Annotated in this window: 15 protein-coding genes; 9 read left to right on the top strand and 6 right to left on the bottom strand. The window is 71.4% G+C overall.

The features are described 5' to 3' along the window. Window positions 1-100 precede the first annotated feature (100 nt). Entirely contained in the window at window positions 101-919 is an 819-nt protein-coding gene (locus AB0G02_RS13195; protein ID WP_360793295.1) for a glycosyltransferase, read from the top strand. 186 nt (window positions 920-1,105) lie between these two features. Here AB0G02_RS13195 and AB0G02_RS13200 read toward each other — a convergent pair whose 3' ends face one another. Together AB0G02_RS13200 and mptB are read right to left on the bottom strand one after the other, a co-directional pair. Further along, the gene (locus AB0G02_RS13200; RefSeq protein ID WP_360793297.1) at window positions 1,106-4,753 is read right to left on the bottom strand and encodes a patatin-like protein; all 3,648 of its coding nucleotides are present in this window, start codon (window positions 4,751-4,753) and stop codon (window positions 1,106-1,108) included. Window positions 4,754-4,871: 118 nt separating this feature from the next. Next, the gene (mptB, locus tag AB0G02_RS13205) at window positions 4,872-6,455 is read right to left on the bottom strand and encodes a polyprenol phosphomannose-dependent alpha 1,6 mannosyltransferase MptB (RefSeq protein ID WP_360793299.1); all 1,584 of its coding nucleotides are present in this window, start codon (window positions 6,453-6,455) and stop codon (window positions 4,872-4,874) included. Window positions 6,456-6,550: 95 nt separating this feature from the next. Between mptB and AB0G02_RS13210 the strand changes: the two genes are divergently transcribed. The 8 genes from AB0G02_RS13210 (at window position 6,551) to AB0G02_RS13245 (ending at window position 13,230) form a co-directional block, all read left to right on the top strand. Beyond that, complete coding sequence (locus AB0G02_RS13210; protein WP_360793301.1) at window positions 6,551-7,279, top strand: metalloregulator ArsR/SmtB family transcription factor; 729 nt, start codon at window positions 6,551-6,553, stop codon at window positions 7,277-7,279. Then, entirely contained in the window at window positions 7,276-8,721 is a 1,446-nt protein-coding gene (gene sufB, locus AB0G02_RS13215) for a Fe-S cluster assembly protein SufB (protein WP_360793303.1), read from the top strand. The genes AB0G02_RS13210 and sufB overlap by 4 nt, the downstream gene beginning before the upstream one ends. A gap of 1 nt (window position 8,722) precedes the next feature. Continuing rightward, window positions 8,723-9,898 (top strand): Fe-S cluster assembly protein SufD, encoded by a 1,176-nt coding sequence (gene sufD / locus AB0G02_RS13220; RefSeq protein WP_360793305.1) that lies wholly within the window; start codon window positions 8,723-8,725, stop codon window positions 9,896-9,898. After that, window positions 9,895-10,215 (top strand): non-heme iron oxygenase ferredoxin subunit, encoded by a 321-nt coding sequence (locus tag AB0G02_RS13225; protein ID WP_360793307.1) that lies wholly within the window; start codon window positions 9,895-9,897, stop codon window positions 10,213-10,215. Before sufD ends, AB0G02_RS13225 begins: the two co-directional genes overlap by 4 nt. A gap of 51 nt (window positions 10,216-10,266) precedes the next feature. Beyond that, the gene (gene sufC / locus AB0G02_RS13230) at window positions 10,267-11,040 is read left to right on the top strand and encodes a Fe-S cluster assembly ATPase SufC (RefSeq protein WP_360793309.1); all 774 of its coding nucleotides are present in this window, start codon (window positions 10,267-10,269) and stop codon (window positions 11,038-11,040) included. A 63-nt stretch (window positions 11,041-11,103) separates the two neighbouring features. Then, the gene (locus AB0G02_RS13235) at window positions 11,104-12,381 is read left to right on the top strand and encodes a cysteine desulfurase (protein ID WP_360793311.1); all 1,278 of its coding nucleotides are present in this window, start codon (window positions 11,104-11,106) and stop codon (window positions 12,379-12,381) included. Window positions 12,382-12,397: 16 nt separating this feature from the next. After that, window positions 12,398-12,841: a Fe-S cluster assembly sulfur transfer protein SufU gene (gene sufU / locus AB0G02_RS13240; protein WP_360793323.1), complete on the top strand. Its 444-nt coding sequence runs from the start codon at window positions 12,398-12,400 to the stop codon at window positions 12,839-12,841. Then, complete coding sequence (locus tag AB0G02_RS13245) at window positions 12,838-13,230, top strand: metal-sulfur cluster assembly factor (RefSeq protein WP_360793313.1); 393 nt, start codon at window positions 12,838-12,840, stop codon at window positions 13,228-13,230. Before sufU ends, AB0G02_RS13245 begins: the two co-directional genes overlap by 4 nt. Before the next feature lie 55 nt (window positions 13,231-13,285). On the opposite strand, the gene AB0G02_RS13250 is transcribed toward AB0G02_RS13245, so the two are convergent. From AB0G02_RS13250 to AB0G02_RS13265, 4 genes are all read right to left on the bottom strand, one after another. Further along, entirely contained in the window at window positions 13,286-13,702 is a 417-nt protein-coding gene (locus tag AB0G02_RS13250; RefSeq protein ID WP_360793315.1) for a CBS domain-containing protein, read from the bottom strand. Window positions 13,703-13,771: 69 nt separating this feature from the next. Next, complete coding sequence (locus AB0G02_RS13255; RefSeq protein WP_360793317.1) at window positions 13,772-15,475, bottom strand: GGDEF domain-containing protein; 1,704 nt, start codon at window positions 15,473-15,475, stop codon at window positions 13,772-13,774. Between the two features lie 40 nt (window positions 15,476-15,515). After that, window positions 15,516-16,589 carry a lycopene cyclase family protein gene (locus AB0G02_RS13260; RefSeq protein ID WP_360793319.1) on the bottom strand — a complete coding sequence of 358 codons (1,074 nt, stop codon included), beginning with the start codon at window positions 16,587-16,589 and terminating at the stop codon, window positions 15,516-15,518. Continuing rightward, on the bottom strand, window positions 16,590-17,573 hold the full coding sequence (locus tag AB0G02_RS13265; protein ID WP_360793321.1) for an MASE1 domain-containing protein: 984 nt from the start codon (window positions 17,571-17,573) through the stop codon (window positions 16,590-16,592). It abuts the gene before it with no gap. Window positions 17,574-18,127 lie beyond the last annotated feature (554 nt).

Here is an 18,127-nt window from a genome sequence, read left to right on the forward strand (position 1 = left end):
CGGCGGCCGACGCGCCCGCGTTCGCCGCCTACCGGTCGGATCCGGAGGTGGCGAGGTACCAGGGGTGGGAGGCACCGTTCTCCTTGGCGCAGGCCCGACGGTGGCGACGAACCACTTCATGCCGGAGAACCTGTTCGGCCACGCCCGCGTGCCGCAGTGGTTGCAGGGGGTGGCGTCGCGGTGGGCGTGGCGCGACCTGGGTCGGGTGTTCGGGCAGGCCGACGTGGTGACCGCGCCGACGCCGCGGGCCGTGCGGCTGCTGCACGACAACGGCTTCCCGCCCCGCGCCGTGCCGGTGTCGTGCGGCATCGACATCGACCGGTACCGGCTGCGCGCGCCCGTGCGGCGGACCGACGCGCCGACCGTGCTGTTCGTGGGGCGGCTGGACGAGGAGAAGCGGGTCGACGAGCTGCTGCGGGCGTTGGCGCTGGTGCCGCGGCTGCACGCCGAGATCGTGGGCGACGGGTCGTGCCGGGGGGAGTGGGAGCTGCTGGCCCGCGACCTCGGCCTCACCGATCGGGTGAAGTTCCGCGGGTTCGTGGGCGAGGAGGAGCTGCTGGACGCCTACGCGTCCGCCGACGTGTTCTGCATGCCGGGCATCGCGGAGCTGCAGAGCCTGGCCACGATGGAGGCGATGGCCGCGGGCAAGCCGGTGGTGGTCGCGGACGCGATGGCGTTGCCGCACCTGTGCAAGCAGGGCCGCAACGGCTGGCTGTTCACTCCGGGGGACATCCGAGGCCTGGCCGACCGCCTGCACGCCGTCACCGCGGACCCGACCGTGACCGCCCGGATGGGCGCGGCGAGCAGCGAGCTGATCGCCGCTCACGCCATCGACAGCACCCTGGAAACCTTCGAGGCCCTCTACGCCCAGGCCGCCGGCCTCCCCGCCACCCCCCGAATCCCCGCCCTGGCCGCCTGACCCCCACCCCACGCGTGTCCTACCTCCAGACCGCGCGTGTCCTACCTCCAGACCGCGCGTGTCCTACCTCCAGAACGCGTGAGTTGAACGTTCAGAACACCCGGCCCCCCGGCTCGTGCGTTCCGAACGTTCAACTCGGTCGTTCCGGACGTAGGACACGGTTGTTCCGGACGTAGGACACGCGGGTCAGTCGGAGTCGGTGCCGGTGGCCGAGCGGTGGGCGACGCGGTGGGCCACGCGCCTGCCGCCGGCGCTGAGGCGCAGCCGGCCCGAGTCGTCGAGGTCGGTGAGGAACTTGAACAGCATCCCGTTGCCCTCCAGCCGCTTGAGCAGCGCGTCGGCCACGTCCTGCGCCTCGAAGTCCACGATGGACATCTGCTCCACCAGGGAGGTGGCGATGGTCCGCCTGGCCCGTAACGGCACCCACCACGTCGTCACCAGCAGCAGCACCAGCCCGAACGCCAGCGCCGTGCCCAGCACCGCCTCCCAGCCGGTGAACCGCATCCCGACCACCTGCACCACCGCCGCGACGATCAGCAGCACCGACCCGTACACGGCGGCCCACCCGGCGGTCGCGGACGCGGGCGGCTCGGCGGCCTCGGTGCCCCACTCGCCGTCGACCTGCCGCCACCGCCGCAGCGAACTGCCCAGCACGTACGACGTGACCGCGCCGAACACGATCGCGACGACCGTGCCGGCCACCACCAGCTCCGGCCTCACGTCGTACAGCCGGTACCGCACGACGGCCCACACGCCGACCACGACCGCCGCCGCCACGAGCACCCGCACCACCAGCCGGCGCTTGAGCCGCAGCTTGCCCAGCACCGCCAGCGGCGTCCCGACCGGCGCGGGCAGGCTGCCGATGATCAGCAACCCCACCACGACCAGCAGCACGCCACCGACCGCCACCATGCCCGTCACGGCCTGGTCGCCGGTCTCGCCGGACGCCAGCGCGTGCCGCGTCCGGTCGATCGCCACCGTGACCAGCGGGATCACCGGTGACAGCAGCACCAACCCGTGCAGCAGCGTGCCCGACCGCAGCGCGGCGTAGCCGAACGCGGCCAGCAGCGTGCCACCGCCGAACGCCGCCGCCGGGCCCACCGCCCACGGCGGCAGCAGGTCGAACAGCGCCAGCACCAGCAGCGCGCCGCCCAGCGCGAACCCCAGCAGCCCGAGGAACTGCGCCAGCCGGCCACCCCTGGTCAGGCCGGTGATCGTCCAGTACGGCAGCAGCGCCGCCCCGCGCAACGCCCTGGTCAGCGGTTTCGCCGTGCCCAGCCCGGAGTTGTCGCTGTCGGCCACGGTGATCGCCACCGCCGCGGCCGTCGCCGCCGTCCGGATCACCTGGTCGCTGCTCGCCTCCTGCACCAGCGGCTCGCGCCCGATGCCCGCCCGGGCGAACGCGGCCAACCCCCGCACGCCCACCTCGACCCGGTCGGCGTCCGTGCGCACCGGCAGCCGGGCCAGCAGGGCGGCCTGCTCCTCCAGGAACAGCTCGCCGCGCGAACGGCGGTCCGCGCCCTCGTGCCGGTCGGCCAGGATCGCGGCGCGCAGCGCGGGCAGCTCCTCGCAGATGATCCGGGTGTGCAGCGCCCACGCGGCCAGCTCGGCCAACGCCGCGCACGTCGGCGGGTGGTCGCCCCCCGGGTGGGCGTAGACGTCGGCCAGCTCCGCCTTCGCCCGGTCGACGTACGGCTTCAGCTCGGCCGGCAACCCGTCGCCGAACAGCTTCGCCACCAGCGCGTCGACCTGGGCCGCGGCCCGCCCGGCGGGGTCGCCGCCACCGCCGGTCAGCCGGTCGACCCGCAGCAGCCGCTTCGGGTCGAACACCACCTTGCACAGCATGGTCGCGCCGTCGAGCCGGCCCCAGATCCAGTCGTTGACCCGCCAGGACCGCTTGAGGAACCCGGAGAACCGGTGCAGCGACGCGCCGCCCGCCTTGTCCTCGGCGGTGAGGCTGTACTCGGCGAACGCGTTGCGCGTCTGGAGGCTGATCTGCACCAGCTCGACCGCCTGGTCCAGGCCGCTGCTGCTGTCGTCGGCCAGGCACGTCGCCGCGACCTCCAGCGCCAGCACCCGCGACAGCCACAGCCCGCCCGCCACCAGACCGGCCTCGGCCTCCGCCTCGGTGCGCGGTTCGGCCAGCAGCCGGTGCCACGACCGCAGCTCGCCCACTCGCAGCTGCTCGTCGTCCAGCTGGTCGAGGATGTCGTAGGCGTCACCGAGGACGCCCGCGATCCGGTCCACCTGCTCCCGCACCCGCTGGCCGATGCCGTCGGGCTCCTCCAGCATCTTCGTGGCGAACCGGCGGACCCGCCGCTCCCAGTAGCCCTGGTCCAGCTCCTCGCGCTCGCTGGTGGTCCAGTGCGCGTCCAGCTCCACCCGAGCGGCGCGCAGCCTCGCCCGCACGTCGAACAGGTTCGTGCGGGCCAGCGCGAGCCGCTGCGCGTCCGGCATCACCCACACCAGGCGCTTGAGCACGTCCATCGCGGCGGACGCGAGCCGTTCGGCCATCGTGATGCCCCACGGCCAGCCGTGGTCGGGCAGCGCGGTCGGCTGCGGCCGCGTCGGCACGTACGGCAGCCTGCTGTTCTCCGCGCGGTACTCGCGCTGGGCCGCCTCGGCCGCCGCGCGGACCCGCTCGAAGCTCCACCCGGCGGCGTTCGCGCCGGGCACCTCGAACTGGCGGGTCGTGACATCGCGGGCGGCGTGCCGCATCCGCACGTCCTCGTAGTGGTCGTGCAGCGTCTCGGCCAGCGCGTACAGCTTCCCGGTGACCGAACCGCCCGACGCCAGCCGGTCCAGCAGGGCGTTGCGCCCGCCGCGGCGGGAGGCGGCGTTGCGGTTGTGCTCCTCGATGCGCTCCACGTAGGTGCGACCGCTCTGGCTGGTCAGCGCGCCGAGCAGCTTGCCGCCGGTGGCGATGGTGCTGGGCAGCGCGCCGTCCACCGGCGCCACCGGCTCGACGACCGCCTCGGGCGCGTGCGGGAACACCAGCAGCATCACCCGCCGCACCGGGCCCTCGGCGGGCATCCGGTCGATCGCCTCCAACGCCTCCTTGGTCGGCGTGTTGACCAGGACACCGCCGTCCACGGCGTAGCGGGACCGGTTGTCGGTGTCGTTGGCCCAGGACGCGACCTCGGCCATGTTGGGCTTGTCGCCGTCGGGGGCGCCGGGCGCGACCGGGATGAACGAGGGTTCGAACGCGAACGGGAAGGACGCGGACGACCGCGCGGCCAGCGCCATCCGGTCGACCAGCGCGGGCAGCTTCTCGGCGGTGAAGTCGTCCCGGCCGCCGGGGTCGCGGCGGAACGAGAAGCTGCCCTGGTGGCTGGCCTGGACCATGGTCTGCCCGAGGTCGTCGTGGGTGACCGTGGGCACGCCCGCGAGCAGCGTGGTGGTGATCCGCAGGTCGACCGGGCGGTCCTCCTGCGGGCTGAAGTCCGAGGTCAGGCGCCCCAGCGCCTCCCGGAGCCGGGGCAGGAAGAACTCGTCCCCCCGCAGCAGCGACACCGGCTGGCCGCGGAACGGCGTGCGCAGCAGCTGTTCCATCCGGCCCTGCTCGGCCCACAGGTCGCGCAGCCGCTCCAGCCGGGCGTTGGCGTTGACCTGCGACAACGCCAGGGCCGCGCCGTTGATGCCGCCCGCCGAGGTGCCTGTGATGACGTCGGCGCGGGCCGTGCTGCCGACCACGTCCAGCAGGTCGGCGTACGGGCCGTCGCCCCTGGTCAGCCGGTCGAGTTCGAGCACCACCCCGCCCATCCAGACGGCGAGGCTCACCCCGCCGTTGAGCACGACGGCGAAGCGGATCTGCTCCCTGGGCACGTCGACCATCACGCACTCCCTCCCCCGGAGGAGCCGATCCTCTCGTACCCCCTGTCTCGCCCGCGGGGGGTGCCGGGTTACTCCCCGGTCGGGTGACACCCGCAGGGGTGAGGTCCGGAGTTCGGGGTCAGGCGGAGCCGGGCAGGGGGTCGCGCTTGATCAGCGGCACGACCTGCCTGCGGGCGACGAACAGGCACAGCCCGAACGCGATCAGGGCGCCCGTCACGGCCTGCGGCACGATGTAGGCCCGCCCGTCGAACGCCGAACCCGTCGGCGGCAGGATCACCGCGATCACCGCGCTCGCCGTGGTCGCGAACACCCGGAACCGGCGGGCCAGCACGGCCGTGGCCAGCGGCAACGCCGCCCACAGCACGTACCACGGCTGGAGCACCGGCCCCAGCACCAGCACCGCGCCCAGGCCCGCGCCCAGCCCGTTGACCGCCTTGATCCGGCCCCGGAACGCCTTCCACAGCAGCGTCGCCACGATCACCACCGACACCGCCTGCGTCACCAGCCGCATCAGCACGATCATCGACTCGGTGTGGTTGCCCAGCCCCAGCAGCAGCCCCAGCCCGCCGCCCATGAACCCCATCGCGGTCGGCGGCGACATCCAGCTCTTCACCGTGCTGGCGACGTTCAACGTCTCCACCCACCCGAACCCCAGGCCGGTGCCCACGCACGTCCCGACCATCACCACACCCGAGATGACCAGCAACAACAGGGCCGCACGCACCAGGTCGGAGAACCGCCCGCCCCACCGCCGCGCGAGCATCACGCCCAGGAAGCCCAGGGCCAGCGCGGCCGGGATCTTCACCGCCGCGCCCATCGTGATCATGGTCGCCCCGAGCACGATCCACAGCAGCTCCTCGCGCGTCGTCGGCGAGCCGGGGACCAGGGGCATCTTCCGCAGCGCCAGCTCCAGCCCCACCAGCATCAGGCCGATCGCCAGGCCCTCGTTGTGCACGCCCACGACCAGGTGGAACAGCACCAGCGGGTTCGCCGCGCCCAGCCACAGCGCACCCACCGGGGGTACGCCGAACCGCCGCGCCAGGCGGGGCAGCGCCCACACGATCATCGCCAGCCCCAGCAGCCCCAGCAGCCGGTGCAGGAAGACGCCGGGCAGCACGCTGTCGCCCGTCACCATCGAGATGACCCGCCCGGCGGCCAGGAACAGCGGCCCGTACGGCGCGGGCGTCTCGCGCCAGATGTTCGGCACGTTCTTCGTCAGGTCGTGCTCGACGCCCAGCGCGGTGGCCGGACCCAGCTCGTAGGGGTCCTGCCCGTTGGCCGCGATCTGCGACTGCGCCAGGTAGCTGTAGACGTCCCGGCTGAACATGGGCAGCACGAACACCAGCGGCGTGATCCACATCAGCAGCGTGCGGTCGAGCTGGCTGCGCGACATCAGCCGCGGGCGACCCGGACGGGCGAACCGGCCCAGCCACAGCCACGCCGACACGATCAGGAAGATGCCGGTCCAGGCCACGGCCATCGCGGCGCTCGGCATCCGGGGGAACAGCCCGAGCAGCGGCGTGCCGGGCAGCGGGCTGAACACGGGCGCCGCGCCCGCCCCGAGCGAGCCGACGGCCAGCAGCAGCGCGCCCACGGTGCCCCAGCGGCGGATGACGTCGAGCTGTCGCCGCTCCACGGCGTCGAGGGGCGCTGCCTCGCCGATCCCGTCCCGGTCCGCCATCACCATTCCGCCCGCCGTCACGTCCGCAGGGTAGCGACCGGCCCGATCGCGTGACTCGGGTCACCCGATCCCGGGCGATCTTTGCGAGTACCGGGGAAATACGCAACACTGGTGTTGTGAAAAACGCCGGGATCGAGTTGACCGCTGTGCCCGCCGGGCACGACGGGCGCACCCGGCACGCCGTCGCACGGCTCCTCCTGGAGCAGGGCCCCGTCACCGCGGCCTCGGTCGCGGAGCAGCTGGGCCTGAGCCCCACGGCGGTGCGCCGGCACATCGACGCGCTGGTGGCCGACGGTGAGGCGAGCAGCAGGGAGGCCCCGCGCCGGGGTCAGCGCGGTCGGGGTCGCCCGGCCAAGCTCTTCCTGCTGACCGAGCAGGGGCGGGCCCGCTTCGGGCACGCCTACGACGACCTCGCCGTGGCCGCGTTGCGGTTCCTCGCCGAACAGGGCGGGGAGGAGGCGGTACGAACCTTCGCCGAACGACGGGTGTCCGCATTCGTCGACCGGCACCGCGCGGCCATCGTGGCCCAGCCCGACGCCGCGGACCGGGCCAAGGCCCTCGCGGTTGCGTTGACCAGGGAGGGCTACGCTGCCTCGGCACGCCACGTGGGGGCGGGCGAGCAGCTCTGCCAGCACCTGTGCCCCGTGGCGCACGTCGCGGCGGAGTTCCCGCAGCTGTGCGAGACCGAGACGGCGGCGTTCGCCGGCCTGCTCGGCACGCACGTCCAGCGCCTGGCCACCATCGCCCGCGGCGATGCCGTGTGCACGACGCACATCCCGAACACACCCCGGATCACGGTCGGCGGAGCCGACGATCAGACTTCAGATGGAGGGGAGCCCGCATGACTGCCGCTGCCGAGCAGCGCACCACCACAGCCCCGCTCACCCAGGAAGAGACCCTGGCGAGCATCGGCAACTACGAGTTCGGCTGGTCCGACTCGGACGTGGCAGGCGCGAGCGCTCGCCGGGGACTGAACGAGGACGTCGTTCGGGACATCTCGGCCAAGAAGAACGAGCCCGAGTGGATGCTGGAGTTCCGGCTCAAGGCGCTGCGGCTGTTCGACCGCAAGCCCATGCCGACCTGGGGCTCCGACCTGTCGGGCATCGACTTCGAGAACATCAAGTACTTCGTCCGGTCGACCGAGAAGCAGGCGGCGACCTGGGACGACCTGCCCGACGAGATCAAGAACACCTACGACCGGCTGGGCATCCCGGAGGCGGAGAAGCAGCGCCTGGTCTCCGGTGTCGCGGCCCAGTACGAGTCCGAGGTCGTCTACCACAAGATCCGCGAGGACCTGGAGGAGCAGGGTGTCGTCTTCCTCGACACCGACACCGCCCTCCGGGAGCACCCGGAGCTGTTCAAGGAGTACTTCGGCTCCGTCATCCCCTCCGGTGACAACAAGTTCTCCGCGCTGAACTCCGCGGTGTGGTCGGGCGGCTCGTTCATCTACGTGCCGAAGGGCGTGCACGTGGACATCCCGCTGCAGGCCTACTTCCGGATCAACACCGAGAACATGGGCCAGTTCGAGCGCACGCTGATCATCGTCGACGAGGGCGCCTACGTGCACTACGTCGAGGGCTGCACCGCGCCGATCTACTCGTCGGACTCGCTGCACTCCGCCGTCGTGGAGATCATCGTCAAGAAGGGTGGTCGCTGCCGCTACACGACCATCCAGAACTGGTCGAACAACGTCTACAACCTGGTCACCAAGCGCGCCAAGGCCGAAGAGGGCGCGACCATGGAGTGGATCGACGGCAACATCGGCTCCAAGGTCACCATGAAGTACCCGGCCGTGTTCCTGATGGGCGAGCACGCCAAGGGCGAGGTCCTCTCGATCGCGTTCGCGGGCGAGGGCCAGCACCAGGACGCGGGCGCGAAGATGGTCCACATGGCGCCGCACACGTCGTCCACGATCGTGTCGAAGTCGGTGGCGCGCGGCGGTGGCCGCACCTCCTACCGCGGCCTGGTCCAGGTCAACAAGCGGGCGCACCACTCGAAGTCCACGGTCAAGTGCGACGCGCTGCTGGTGGACAACATCAGCCGCTCGGACACCTACCCGTACGTCGACGTCCGCGAGGACGACGTGTCGATGGGCCACGAGGCCACGGTCTCGAAGGTCTCCGAGGACCAGCTGTTCTACCTGATGTCCCGCGGTCTCAACGAGGACGAGGCCATGGCGATGATCGTGCGCGGGTTCGTCGAGCCCATCGCGCGGGAGCTGCCCATGGAGTACGCCCTCGAGCTGAACCGCCTGATCGAGCTGCAGATGGAAGGGGCCGTCGGCTGACATGGCCGTCACCACCGAAGACCAACAACACGGCCTGACGGCCCACTCGCACGGTGCAGGTGCTCCCGTCTCGTCGCGCGCGGACCACTTCACGTCGTTCGACGTGAACGCGTTCGAGGTGCCCGGGGGTCGCGAGGAGATCTGGCGCTTCACCCCCATGAAGCGGCTGGCGAACCTGCACAACGGCGCCGAGGCCACCGGCACTGCGACCGTCGAGGTCGACGCGCCCGAGGGCGTCGCGGTCGAGACCGCCGCCCGCGGCGACGAGCGGCTCGGCGTCGCGGGCACCCCCGGTGACCGCGTAGCCGCGCAGGCCTGGTCGTCGTTCACCGAGGCCACCGTCGTCACCCTCCCCGGTGACGCGAAGTCCGGTCCGACCACGATCACCGTGACCGGACCGGGCGAGGGCCAGGTCGCCTACGGCCACCTCCACGTGCACGCGAAGCAGTTCGCCGAGGCCGTCGTCGTCATCGACCACCGCGGCTCCGGCGCCTACGCGGACAACGTGGAGTTCGTCGTCGGTGACGGCGCGCACCTCACCGTCGTCGCCATCCAGGACTGGGCCGACGACGCGGTGCACGTCTCCGCGCACCACGCCAAGCTCGGCCGCGACGCCACGTTCAAGCACACCGTCATCACCCTCGGCGGCAACGTCGTCCGGCTCACGCCGGTCGTCACCTACACCGGGCGCGGCGGCGACGCCGAGCTCCTCGGCCTGTACTTCGCCGACGCCGGGCAGCACCTGGAGCACCGCACCTTCATCGACCACGCGGTGTCCAACTGCCGCAGCAACGTGGTCTACAAGGGCGCGCTGCAGGGCGAGGACGCGCACACGGTGTGGATCGGGGACGTGCTGATCCGCGCCGCCGCGGAGGGCACCGAGACCTTCGAGCTCAACCGCAACCTGGTGCTCACCGACGGCGCCCGCGCCGACTCGGTGCCGAACCTGGAGATCGAGACCGGCGAGATCGAGGGCGCGGGCCACGCCAGCGCCACCGGCCGGTTCGACGACGAGCAGCTGTTCTACCTCCAGGCCCGCGGCATCCCGGAGGACCAGGCGCGCAGGCTGGTCGTGCGCGGCTTCTTCCACGAGATCCTGCTCAAGATCAGCGTTCCCGAGGTGCGCGAGCGCCTGGAAGCCGCGATCGAGGCGGAGCTGGAAGCGGTGGGCGTGTGATCAGGGTGTGCTCGCTGACCGACCTCGACGACCGCAAGCCGGCCGGGTTCGAGGTCGGCGCCGAGCACACCCCGGTCGTGCTCGTCCGCGACGGCGGGACCGTGCACGCGCTGCGCGACCTGTGCTCGCACGCCGAGGTCGCGCTCAGCGAGGGCGAGGTGACGCGCAAGGGCGTGGAGTGCTGGCTGCACGGGTCGTGCTTCGACCTGCGCACCGGCCGCCCGTCCTCGCCACCCGCCACCGAGCCGGTCGACGTGTTCGCCGTCGAACTCCGCGGTGACGACGTCTACGTCGACGTCACCACGCCCGTGAACTGATCACGGCTACGAACTGACTTTCGCTCGCAACACCAGGAGAACGAAGCACCGATGGCCACTCTCGAGATCAAGGACCTGCACGTCTCGGTCACCACCGACGAGGGCTCCAAGGAGATCCTCAAGGGCGTCGACCTGACCATCAAGGCAGGCGAGACGCACGCGATCATGGGCCCCAACGGCTCGGGCAAGTCCACCCTGTCCTACGCCATCGCCGGGCACCCCAAGTACACGATCACCTCCGGCAGCGTGCTGCTGGACGGCGAGGACGTGCTGGAGATGACCGTCGACGAGCGCGCCCGCGCGGGCCTGTTCCTCGCCATGCAGTACCCGGTCGAGGTCCCCGGCGTCTCGATGTCGAACTTCCTCCGCACCGCCGCCACCGCCGTGCGCGGCGAGGCCCCGAAGCTGCGCCACTGGGTCAAGGAGGTCAAGGAGGCGATGTCCGACCTGGACATCGACCCCGCCTTCGCGGAGCGCTCGGTCAACGAGGGCTTCTCCGGCGGTGAGAAGAAGCGCCACGAGATCCTCCAGCTCGGGCTGCTCCAGCCGAAGGTCGCGATCCTCGACGAGACCGACTCCGGTCTGGACGTCGACGCGCTGCGCGTCGTCTCCGAGGGCGTGAACCGGTACAAGCAGTCCGGCGAGGTCGGCGTGATGCTGATCACCCACTACACCCGGATCCTCAAGTACATCGCGCCCGACTTCGTGCACGTCTTCGCCGCGGGCCGGATCGTCGAGTCCGGCGGCCCGGAGCTGGCCGACCAGCTCGAGGCCGAGGGTTACGTGAAGTACATCGGCAAGCAGGAAGCCGCCGGCGTCGTCTGACGTTGCACCTGTCGTGGGGCAGCAACGAGTCGTGAACACGTACCGAGAGGAGGCGTCGGAGCAGTGACCACCACCGCCACTCCGCTGGACGTCGCTACCGTCCGGGCGGACTTCCCGATCCTGGGTCGCACCGTGCGGGAGGGCAAGCGGCTGGTCTACCTGGACTCCGGCGCCACCTCGCAACGCCCGAGGCAGGTCCTCGACGCCGAGCGCGCCTTCCTGGAGACCGCCAACGCCGCGGTGCACCGCGGGGCGCACCAACTGGCCGAGGAGGCCACCGACGCCTACGAGGGCGCCAGGCAGAAGATCGCCGACTTCGTGGGCGTCGACCAGGGCGAGATCGTGTTCACGAAGAACGCGACGGAAGGCGTGAACCTCGTCGCGTACGCGATGGGCAACGCGGCCACCGCCGGCCCCGAGGCCGAGCGGTTCCGCCTCGGTCCCGGTGACGAGATCGTCGTCACCGAGATGGAGCACCACGCCAACCTGGTGCCGTGGCAGCAGCTGGCCGCCCGCACGGGCGCCACGCTGCGCTGGTTCGGCGTCACGGACGAGGGCCGCCTCGACCTGTCGAACCTCGACGAGTTGGTGAACTCCAAGACCAAGGTCGTCGCGTTCACCCACCAGTCCAACGTGCTCGGCACGGTCAACCCCGTGCGCGTGCTGGTCGACGCGGCCCGCGCGGTGGGCGCGCTCACCGTCCTGGACGCCTGCCAGTCCGTGCCCCACGGCCCGGTCGACTTCACGGCGCTCGGCGTGGACTTCGCCGTGTTCAGCGGCCACAAGATGCTCGGCCCGTCCGGCATCGGCGTCCTCTACGGCCGCCGCGAGCTGCTGGAGGCCCTGCCGCCGTTCCTCACCGGCGGGTCCATGATCGAGATGGTCCACATGGCGAAGTCCACCTTCGCCCCGCCGCCCGCGCGGTTCGAGGCGGGCGTGCCCATGACGTCGCAGGCCGTGGCGCTGGGCGCGGCCGTGGACTACCTCAACGCCGTCGGCATGGACCGCGTCGCCGCGCACGAGCACCAGCTCACCGAAGCGGCGCTGCGCGGCCTGACCGGCATCCCCGGCGTGCGGATCGTCGGACCGCTGGACGTGGTGGACCGCGGCGGCGCCGTGTCGTTCGTCGTGGACGGCATCCACGCGCACGACGCGGGCCAGGTGCTCGACAGCCTGGGCGTCGCGGTGCGCGTCGGCCACCACTGCGCGTGGCCCCTGCACCGGCGGATGGACGCCGCCGCCACCGTGCGGGCCAGCTTCTACCTGTACAACACGGTGGACGAGGTGACCGCACTGGTCGACGCGGTCCGCGAGGCGCAGAAGTTCTTCGGTGTCCGATGAGTTCCGGGTGGGCGTGATGCAGCTGCAGCAGATGTACCAGGAGATCATCCTGGACCACTACAAGAACCCGCACGGCCGCGGCCTGCGCGACCCGTTCGACGCCGAGTCGCACCAGATCAACCCGACCTGCGGCGACGAGGTGACGTTGCGGGTCAAGCTCGACGGCGACACCGTCCGCGACGTGTCCTACGACGGCCAGGGCTGCTCCATCAGCCAGGCGTCGACCTCCGTGCTGACCGACCTGGTGGTGGGCAAGCCGCTGGACGAGGCGTTCGAGAAGATGGACGCGTTCGTGGAGCTCATGCAGGGCCGGGGGCAGGTCGAGCCGGACGAGGACGTCCTGGAGGACGGCATCGCGTTCGCGGGCGTGGCGAAGTACCCGGCACGCGTGAAGTGCGCGCTGCTGGGCTGGATGGCTTTCAAGGACGCGGTGTCACGCAGCGAGGGAGCGAAGGCATGACCACCGAAGAGGACGTGGTGCGCGGCGTCGAGGGCATGCCCGAACCGCCCGCGCCCAAGGCGGACGTGGCCGCGGTGGACGACGTCGAGGAAGCCATGCGCGACGTCGTCGACCCGGAGCTCGGCATCAACGTCGTGGACCTGGGCCTGGTCTACGACATCCGCGTGGACGAGGACAACGTCGCGCTCATCGACATGACCCTCACGTCCGCCGCGTGCCCGCTGACCGACGTCATCGAGGACCAGACGCGGTCGGCGCTGGTCGGCGGTGGCGGCGGCGGGCTCGTCGACGACTTCCGCATCAACTGGGTCTGGATGCCCCCGTGGGGCCCGGAGAAGATCACCGACGACGGGCGCGAGCAGCTGCGCGCCCTCGGCTTCACCGTCTGACCCTCAGCACGACGCAGAGCAGGGGCCCCCACCGCGGGGGCCCCTGCTCTTGTGCTCAGCGACCGGCGTAGACCCGCTCCACGAACCCGGCGATCTGCCGTTCGTCCAGGTGCCGGGCCAGATCGGCCTCCGACACCATCCCCACCAGCCGGTGCCGCTCGATCACCGGCAACCGGCGGATCCGGTTCTCCTCCATCGTCCGCAGCACGTGCGACAGGTCGTCGTCCGCGTCCACCCAGTGCAGGTGCCCGGACATCTCCCCGGCCTTCATGGCACCGGGATCCCGACCCTCGGCCACGCACCGCAGCACGATGTCGCGATCCGTGATGATCCCCTGCAACCGGTCGTCCTGCCCGCAGATCGGCAACGAGCCGACGCCCAGGTCACGCATCATCCGCGCGGCGTCGAGCAGGCTCTGATCCTCCTTGATGCACTGGACACCGGTGTTCATGATCTCCCGTGCGGTGGTCATGCCGAACCTCCTTCGTTCGCGTACCACCAGCATGCGCCCGAAGACCACGACCGGCACCTCGGGCAGCCCTCAGCCGACCGCCAGGTGCGGCCCGCCGCGCAGCACGTCCACGTGATCGCTCCCCGGCCGCCCCAGCACCCAACTGGTGCCGCGCAACGACTTCGCGTGCTCCTTCAACGGCGCCAACAACCGCGACACCTCCCGGTAGGACCCCACCGAACCGGCCGCGCAGATCAACGTCGCCAACGACAACGTCACCCCGCGCCCCTCCACCTCCAGCGGCACGTCCAGCACACCGGCCGAGAACGGCACGATCTCGTTCAACCCGGCCACCACCAGGAAGTCGTCCCCACCGACGTGCCCCACCTGCACACCGGGGAACGACCCCGCGCCCCCGGTCAACGACCGCCCGATCGCCCGGATCAGGTCGTCACCGGCCGCGAACCCCGCCGAGTCGTTGACCCGCTTGAACGCGTCCACGTCCAGCCACCCCACCGCGAACAGCTCGCCGCCCGCGATCCGCCGCTCCACCTCCCGCGCGATCGAGTCGCTGCCCGGCAACCGGGTCAACGGGCTCAACGCCGCGGCCTGCTCCACCTTCATCTCCGCGACACCGCGCACCACGTCCGCCACCCGCACCACACCCAGGCACCGGTCGGCGTCGTCCACGACCACCAGGTCGTCGTTGGTCCGCTCGCGGTGGGCGTGCGCCACCACGTCCAGCAGCTCCAACGCGCTCGACCCCGCGCCGATCACCTTCGGCTTGTCCGCCAACCGCGCCGCCTCCCGCTTGGCGTGCAGCGCGTGCCCGAACGGCCCCGTCACCGCCAGCAGGAACCGGTTGCGGTCCACCGTCCACCGAGGCCGCCCGTCACCGTCCACCAGCACCACACCGCTGACCGCCGGCTGGTTGGCCAGCACCTCGCGCACCTCCTCGGACGTCGCCGAGTCCGGCAACGTCGTCGCCGGGTGCAGGAAGTCGGTCACCCGCGGACCCGCTGCCCGCCGCAGCGGCGCGGTCGTCGTACTGCTGATCGCCTCCGGATCGGTCACCTCGCTCAACACCGCCGCGATCGTCGCGTCCACCTTGGGCCGACGCTGCGCGCTCGCCAGCAGGTTGCCCTGCGCCAGCCGCACCCCGAGCCGGCGCAACGCGGCCAGCTGCGCCTCCGTCTCGACGCCCTCCGCCACGACCGACGACCCGATCTGCTCGCACAGGTGCTGCAACGCCTGCGCCAACGCGTACCGGGCGGGGTCCTCGGGCAGCGCCACCACCACCTCGCGGTCCAGCTTGACGACCTCCGGCCGCACCTCCGCCAACAGCGACAACGGCGAGTCGCCCTCGCCCACGCCGTCCAACCCGATGCGGAACCCGTCCCGCCGCAACCGCTCGATGCCACGCACCAGCAGCCGGCGCGGCGCGCGCGAGTACGGCGTGCCGACCTCCAGGACCAGGTCCGCGGGCGTGCGCCCGACCTCCCGCAGCGCGACGTGCAGCGGGTCGAGCAGCTCGGGCTTGTCCGCGATCGTCATCGCCAGCAGGTTGACGTGCAGCGGCACGCCCAGGTCGTGGTCGGCCGCGTGCCGGACCGCCCGGCACGCCAGGGCCACGTCCGTGTTGGCCAGGTAGCCCGCGCGGAACGCCATCCGCAGCAGGTCCTGGACGGTGCCGTCGTGGGGTCGGGCCAGCGCTTCCACCGCCACGACGCCTCCGGTGCGGAGGTTGAACAGCGGCTGGAAGGCGAACCGGACGTCATCCAGCAAGGCGGGCACCGCTCGATCCTGCCCGGTCGATCTTCATTTGCCGAGGGCGTTAACCAGGTGTTCGAGCACTTTTGGCCGAACGCACAGGGAATGCCAACCGACCACGCATACCCCACGACGCGGAACCGAACAGCCGGACCATCGCCTCGACGGTCCCGCGCAGGTCATCGTGCCCGCCGAGGTAGGCGCGCTGAGCGCGGTCGGGCAACCGGAAGAACCCGTCGAAGAATTCCGGCACGTCGTCCGGGGGCAGCGCGAGCAATGCCGCCAAACCCCTCGACCGCAACGCGCGCACCGCCCGTTCCGCCGCCGACCGCACCACCGGACGCCCCGCCGCGAGCGCCTCCGCCACCACCGGCGCGCGCCGCAGCGCCACCGCCACGCTGTACCCCGTCGCCGGGTGCACCCACCCCGCCGCCGCGCCGAACGCGCCGTCCCGCGCCCGCCCGTCCAACGCGATGCGCACCCGCTCCTCGTCCACCGGAACCGGGATCCCGTGCACCGCCAACCGCGCGTGCAACCGCAGCCGCAGCTCGCGCAGCGGCAGACCCGGCCGGCGGGCCAACGACGTCTCCTCCAGCAGCACCCCGTCCGCCGACACCGGGATCGCGTACAGGAAGCTCGGATCAGCCGTCGTCGCCGCGGGGGGCCTGCGCCAATCCATGATCAACGCCTCGTCCGCACCCACGAACGGCACCGCCCGCCCGGCCGGCACCACCACCCCGACCGCCGTCTGCGCCGCACCACCACCCACCACACCGCTCGCGTCGACCACCCGGCCCCGCAACACCCGCCCGTCGGCCAACGTCGCCGCCGAGCCCGTCCACGACACCACCCGCCCCGCGACCACCCGCACCTCGTCCGGCAACGACCGCAACCGCTCGTTGTCCAACACCGCGTAACCCCGCGCGAGCACGTGCTCGGCCGTGGTCCACGCACGAGCCCTCGACGTCGCCACCGCGACCGGCGCGTCGTCCGGCAACTCGTCCACCCACGCCGCGTAGGTCGCCCGCCACGACCGCCCGGGGTTCGGGTCGACCACCGTCGTCACCAGACCCCGCGCCGCGCACGCCCGCGCCAACGCCCGTCCCGCCGGCCCACCGCCGACGACCACCACGTCCACTCAGCGCTTCTCCGGCGGTTCGGGCGGCAGCAGGTTCCCCAGCACCAGCGGCTGGTACTGCGACACCACGTCCGCCAACTGCGCCACGGTCCGCTCGATCGCCGCCCGGCCCGCGTTGCGCTCCGCGATCACCGCCGACAACAACAACGCCGTCAACACCGCCGTCCCGTTGAACGCCTGCAACGTCACCATCCGCACCACCAGCTCCATGTCCGCGAACGGGCCCGTGGCCCGCGCCGCACCCCGCGCCGCCAGCGTCGCCGCTATCAACGCGCACGGCGCCGTGCCGAGGTGCTGGAACCGCAGCGCCGCCCAGATCAGGAACGGGAACACCAAGTACATCAGCCTCAGGTCGTTGGTGCTCGCCACGGCCATCACCACCGCCGTGCTGACCACCAGCGCCGCCGCCTCCACCCACCGGCGCACGGGGTGGCCGCGCAGGCGCAGCGACCGGAACGCCAGCGCGATCGGCACGAGCACCAGCACGCCCATCGCGTCACCGGTCCACCACACCGTCCACGTCGACCAGAACAGGGGACCGTCGATCACCCCCGTCACCAGGAGCGTGCCCGCGCCCGCCGTCGCGCTGACCGCCATGCCCACGAGCCCGCCCAGCAGCACCAGGGCGAGCGCGTCGCGCGACCGGTCCATCTGCGGCCGGAAGCCCACCCACTTCAGCAAGAGGAAGGCCACCACGGGGCCGAGCGTGTTGCCCGCGGCGATGAGGAAGGTCGAGCCGAGGTCGTTGAACGCGATGTTCGCCGCGAACGCGCCCAGCGCGACGCCCGGCCACATCCTCACCCCGCCGAGCAGCATCGCGAGCACGGCCACACCGGTCGGTGGCCACAGCGGTGTCACCTGGCCGTTCACGAGGGCTTGGAGGAGACCGAGGCGGGCTCCGGCGTAGTAGCAGGCGGCGACCACGACGAGGTGGAGCGCGTACCGGCCGAGCCGGGGGGAGGGCTGCACCGGCACAGCATCCACCGTTCTCCAGGGGCTCACCACGCCTAGCTGCGGATACGCCCCCAACGACCCCCCGATTTGACACCGACGAAGGTCATGAGTAACTTTTACCGAGTCGCCAGCAAGAACCTCGGGCCGAGCGGTTGACACCGCGAAACGGGCCGAGTAGACTACTGCGGCGTCAAGCTCCCAGAAACGAATAAGCAGCACAGCGTGCTGCCTCCGCTCTGGAACAGAACAAATTGAATGCGAAGCGAAGTTCAGCGCGGAGCCGAGAAGCCGAAACCGGCCGATTTGACACCGCGAAAACGAACCAGCTAAGCTTCAAACACAGCGAGAAACACAAAGCCCCGGAATGAACCGCGGTAAGACGCGGGACAAGATGGTGAGCGCGTGTTCTTTGAGAACTCAACAGCGTGCCGAATAGCCAGTAAATTGTATGAACCTCGTCAAGAGGTTTTCCTTTGAGATTGTTACTGGACAACTGACATTTTGTCAGTGTTGTTCGGAGCGATCGAACTCATTCCTTATTGGAGAGTTTGATCCTGGCTCAGGACGAACGCTGGCGGCGTGCT

Origin of the sequence: Actinosynnema sp. NPDC023658, from assembly GCF_040639995.1 — a bacterium.
In the GTDB taxonomy this organism is placed as follows: domain Bacteria; phylum Actinomycetota; class Actinomycetes; order Mycobacteriales; family Pseudonocardiaceae; genus Actinosynnema.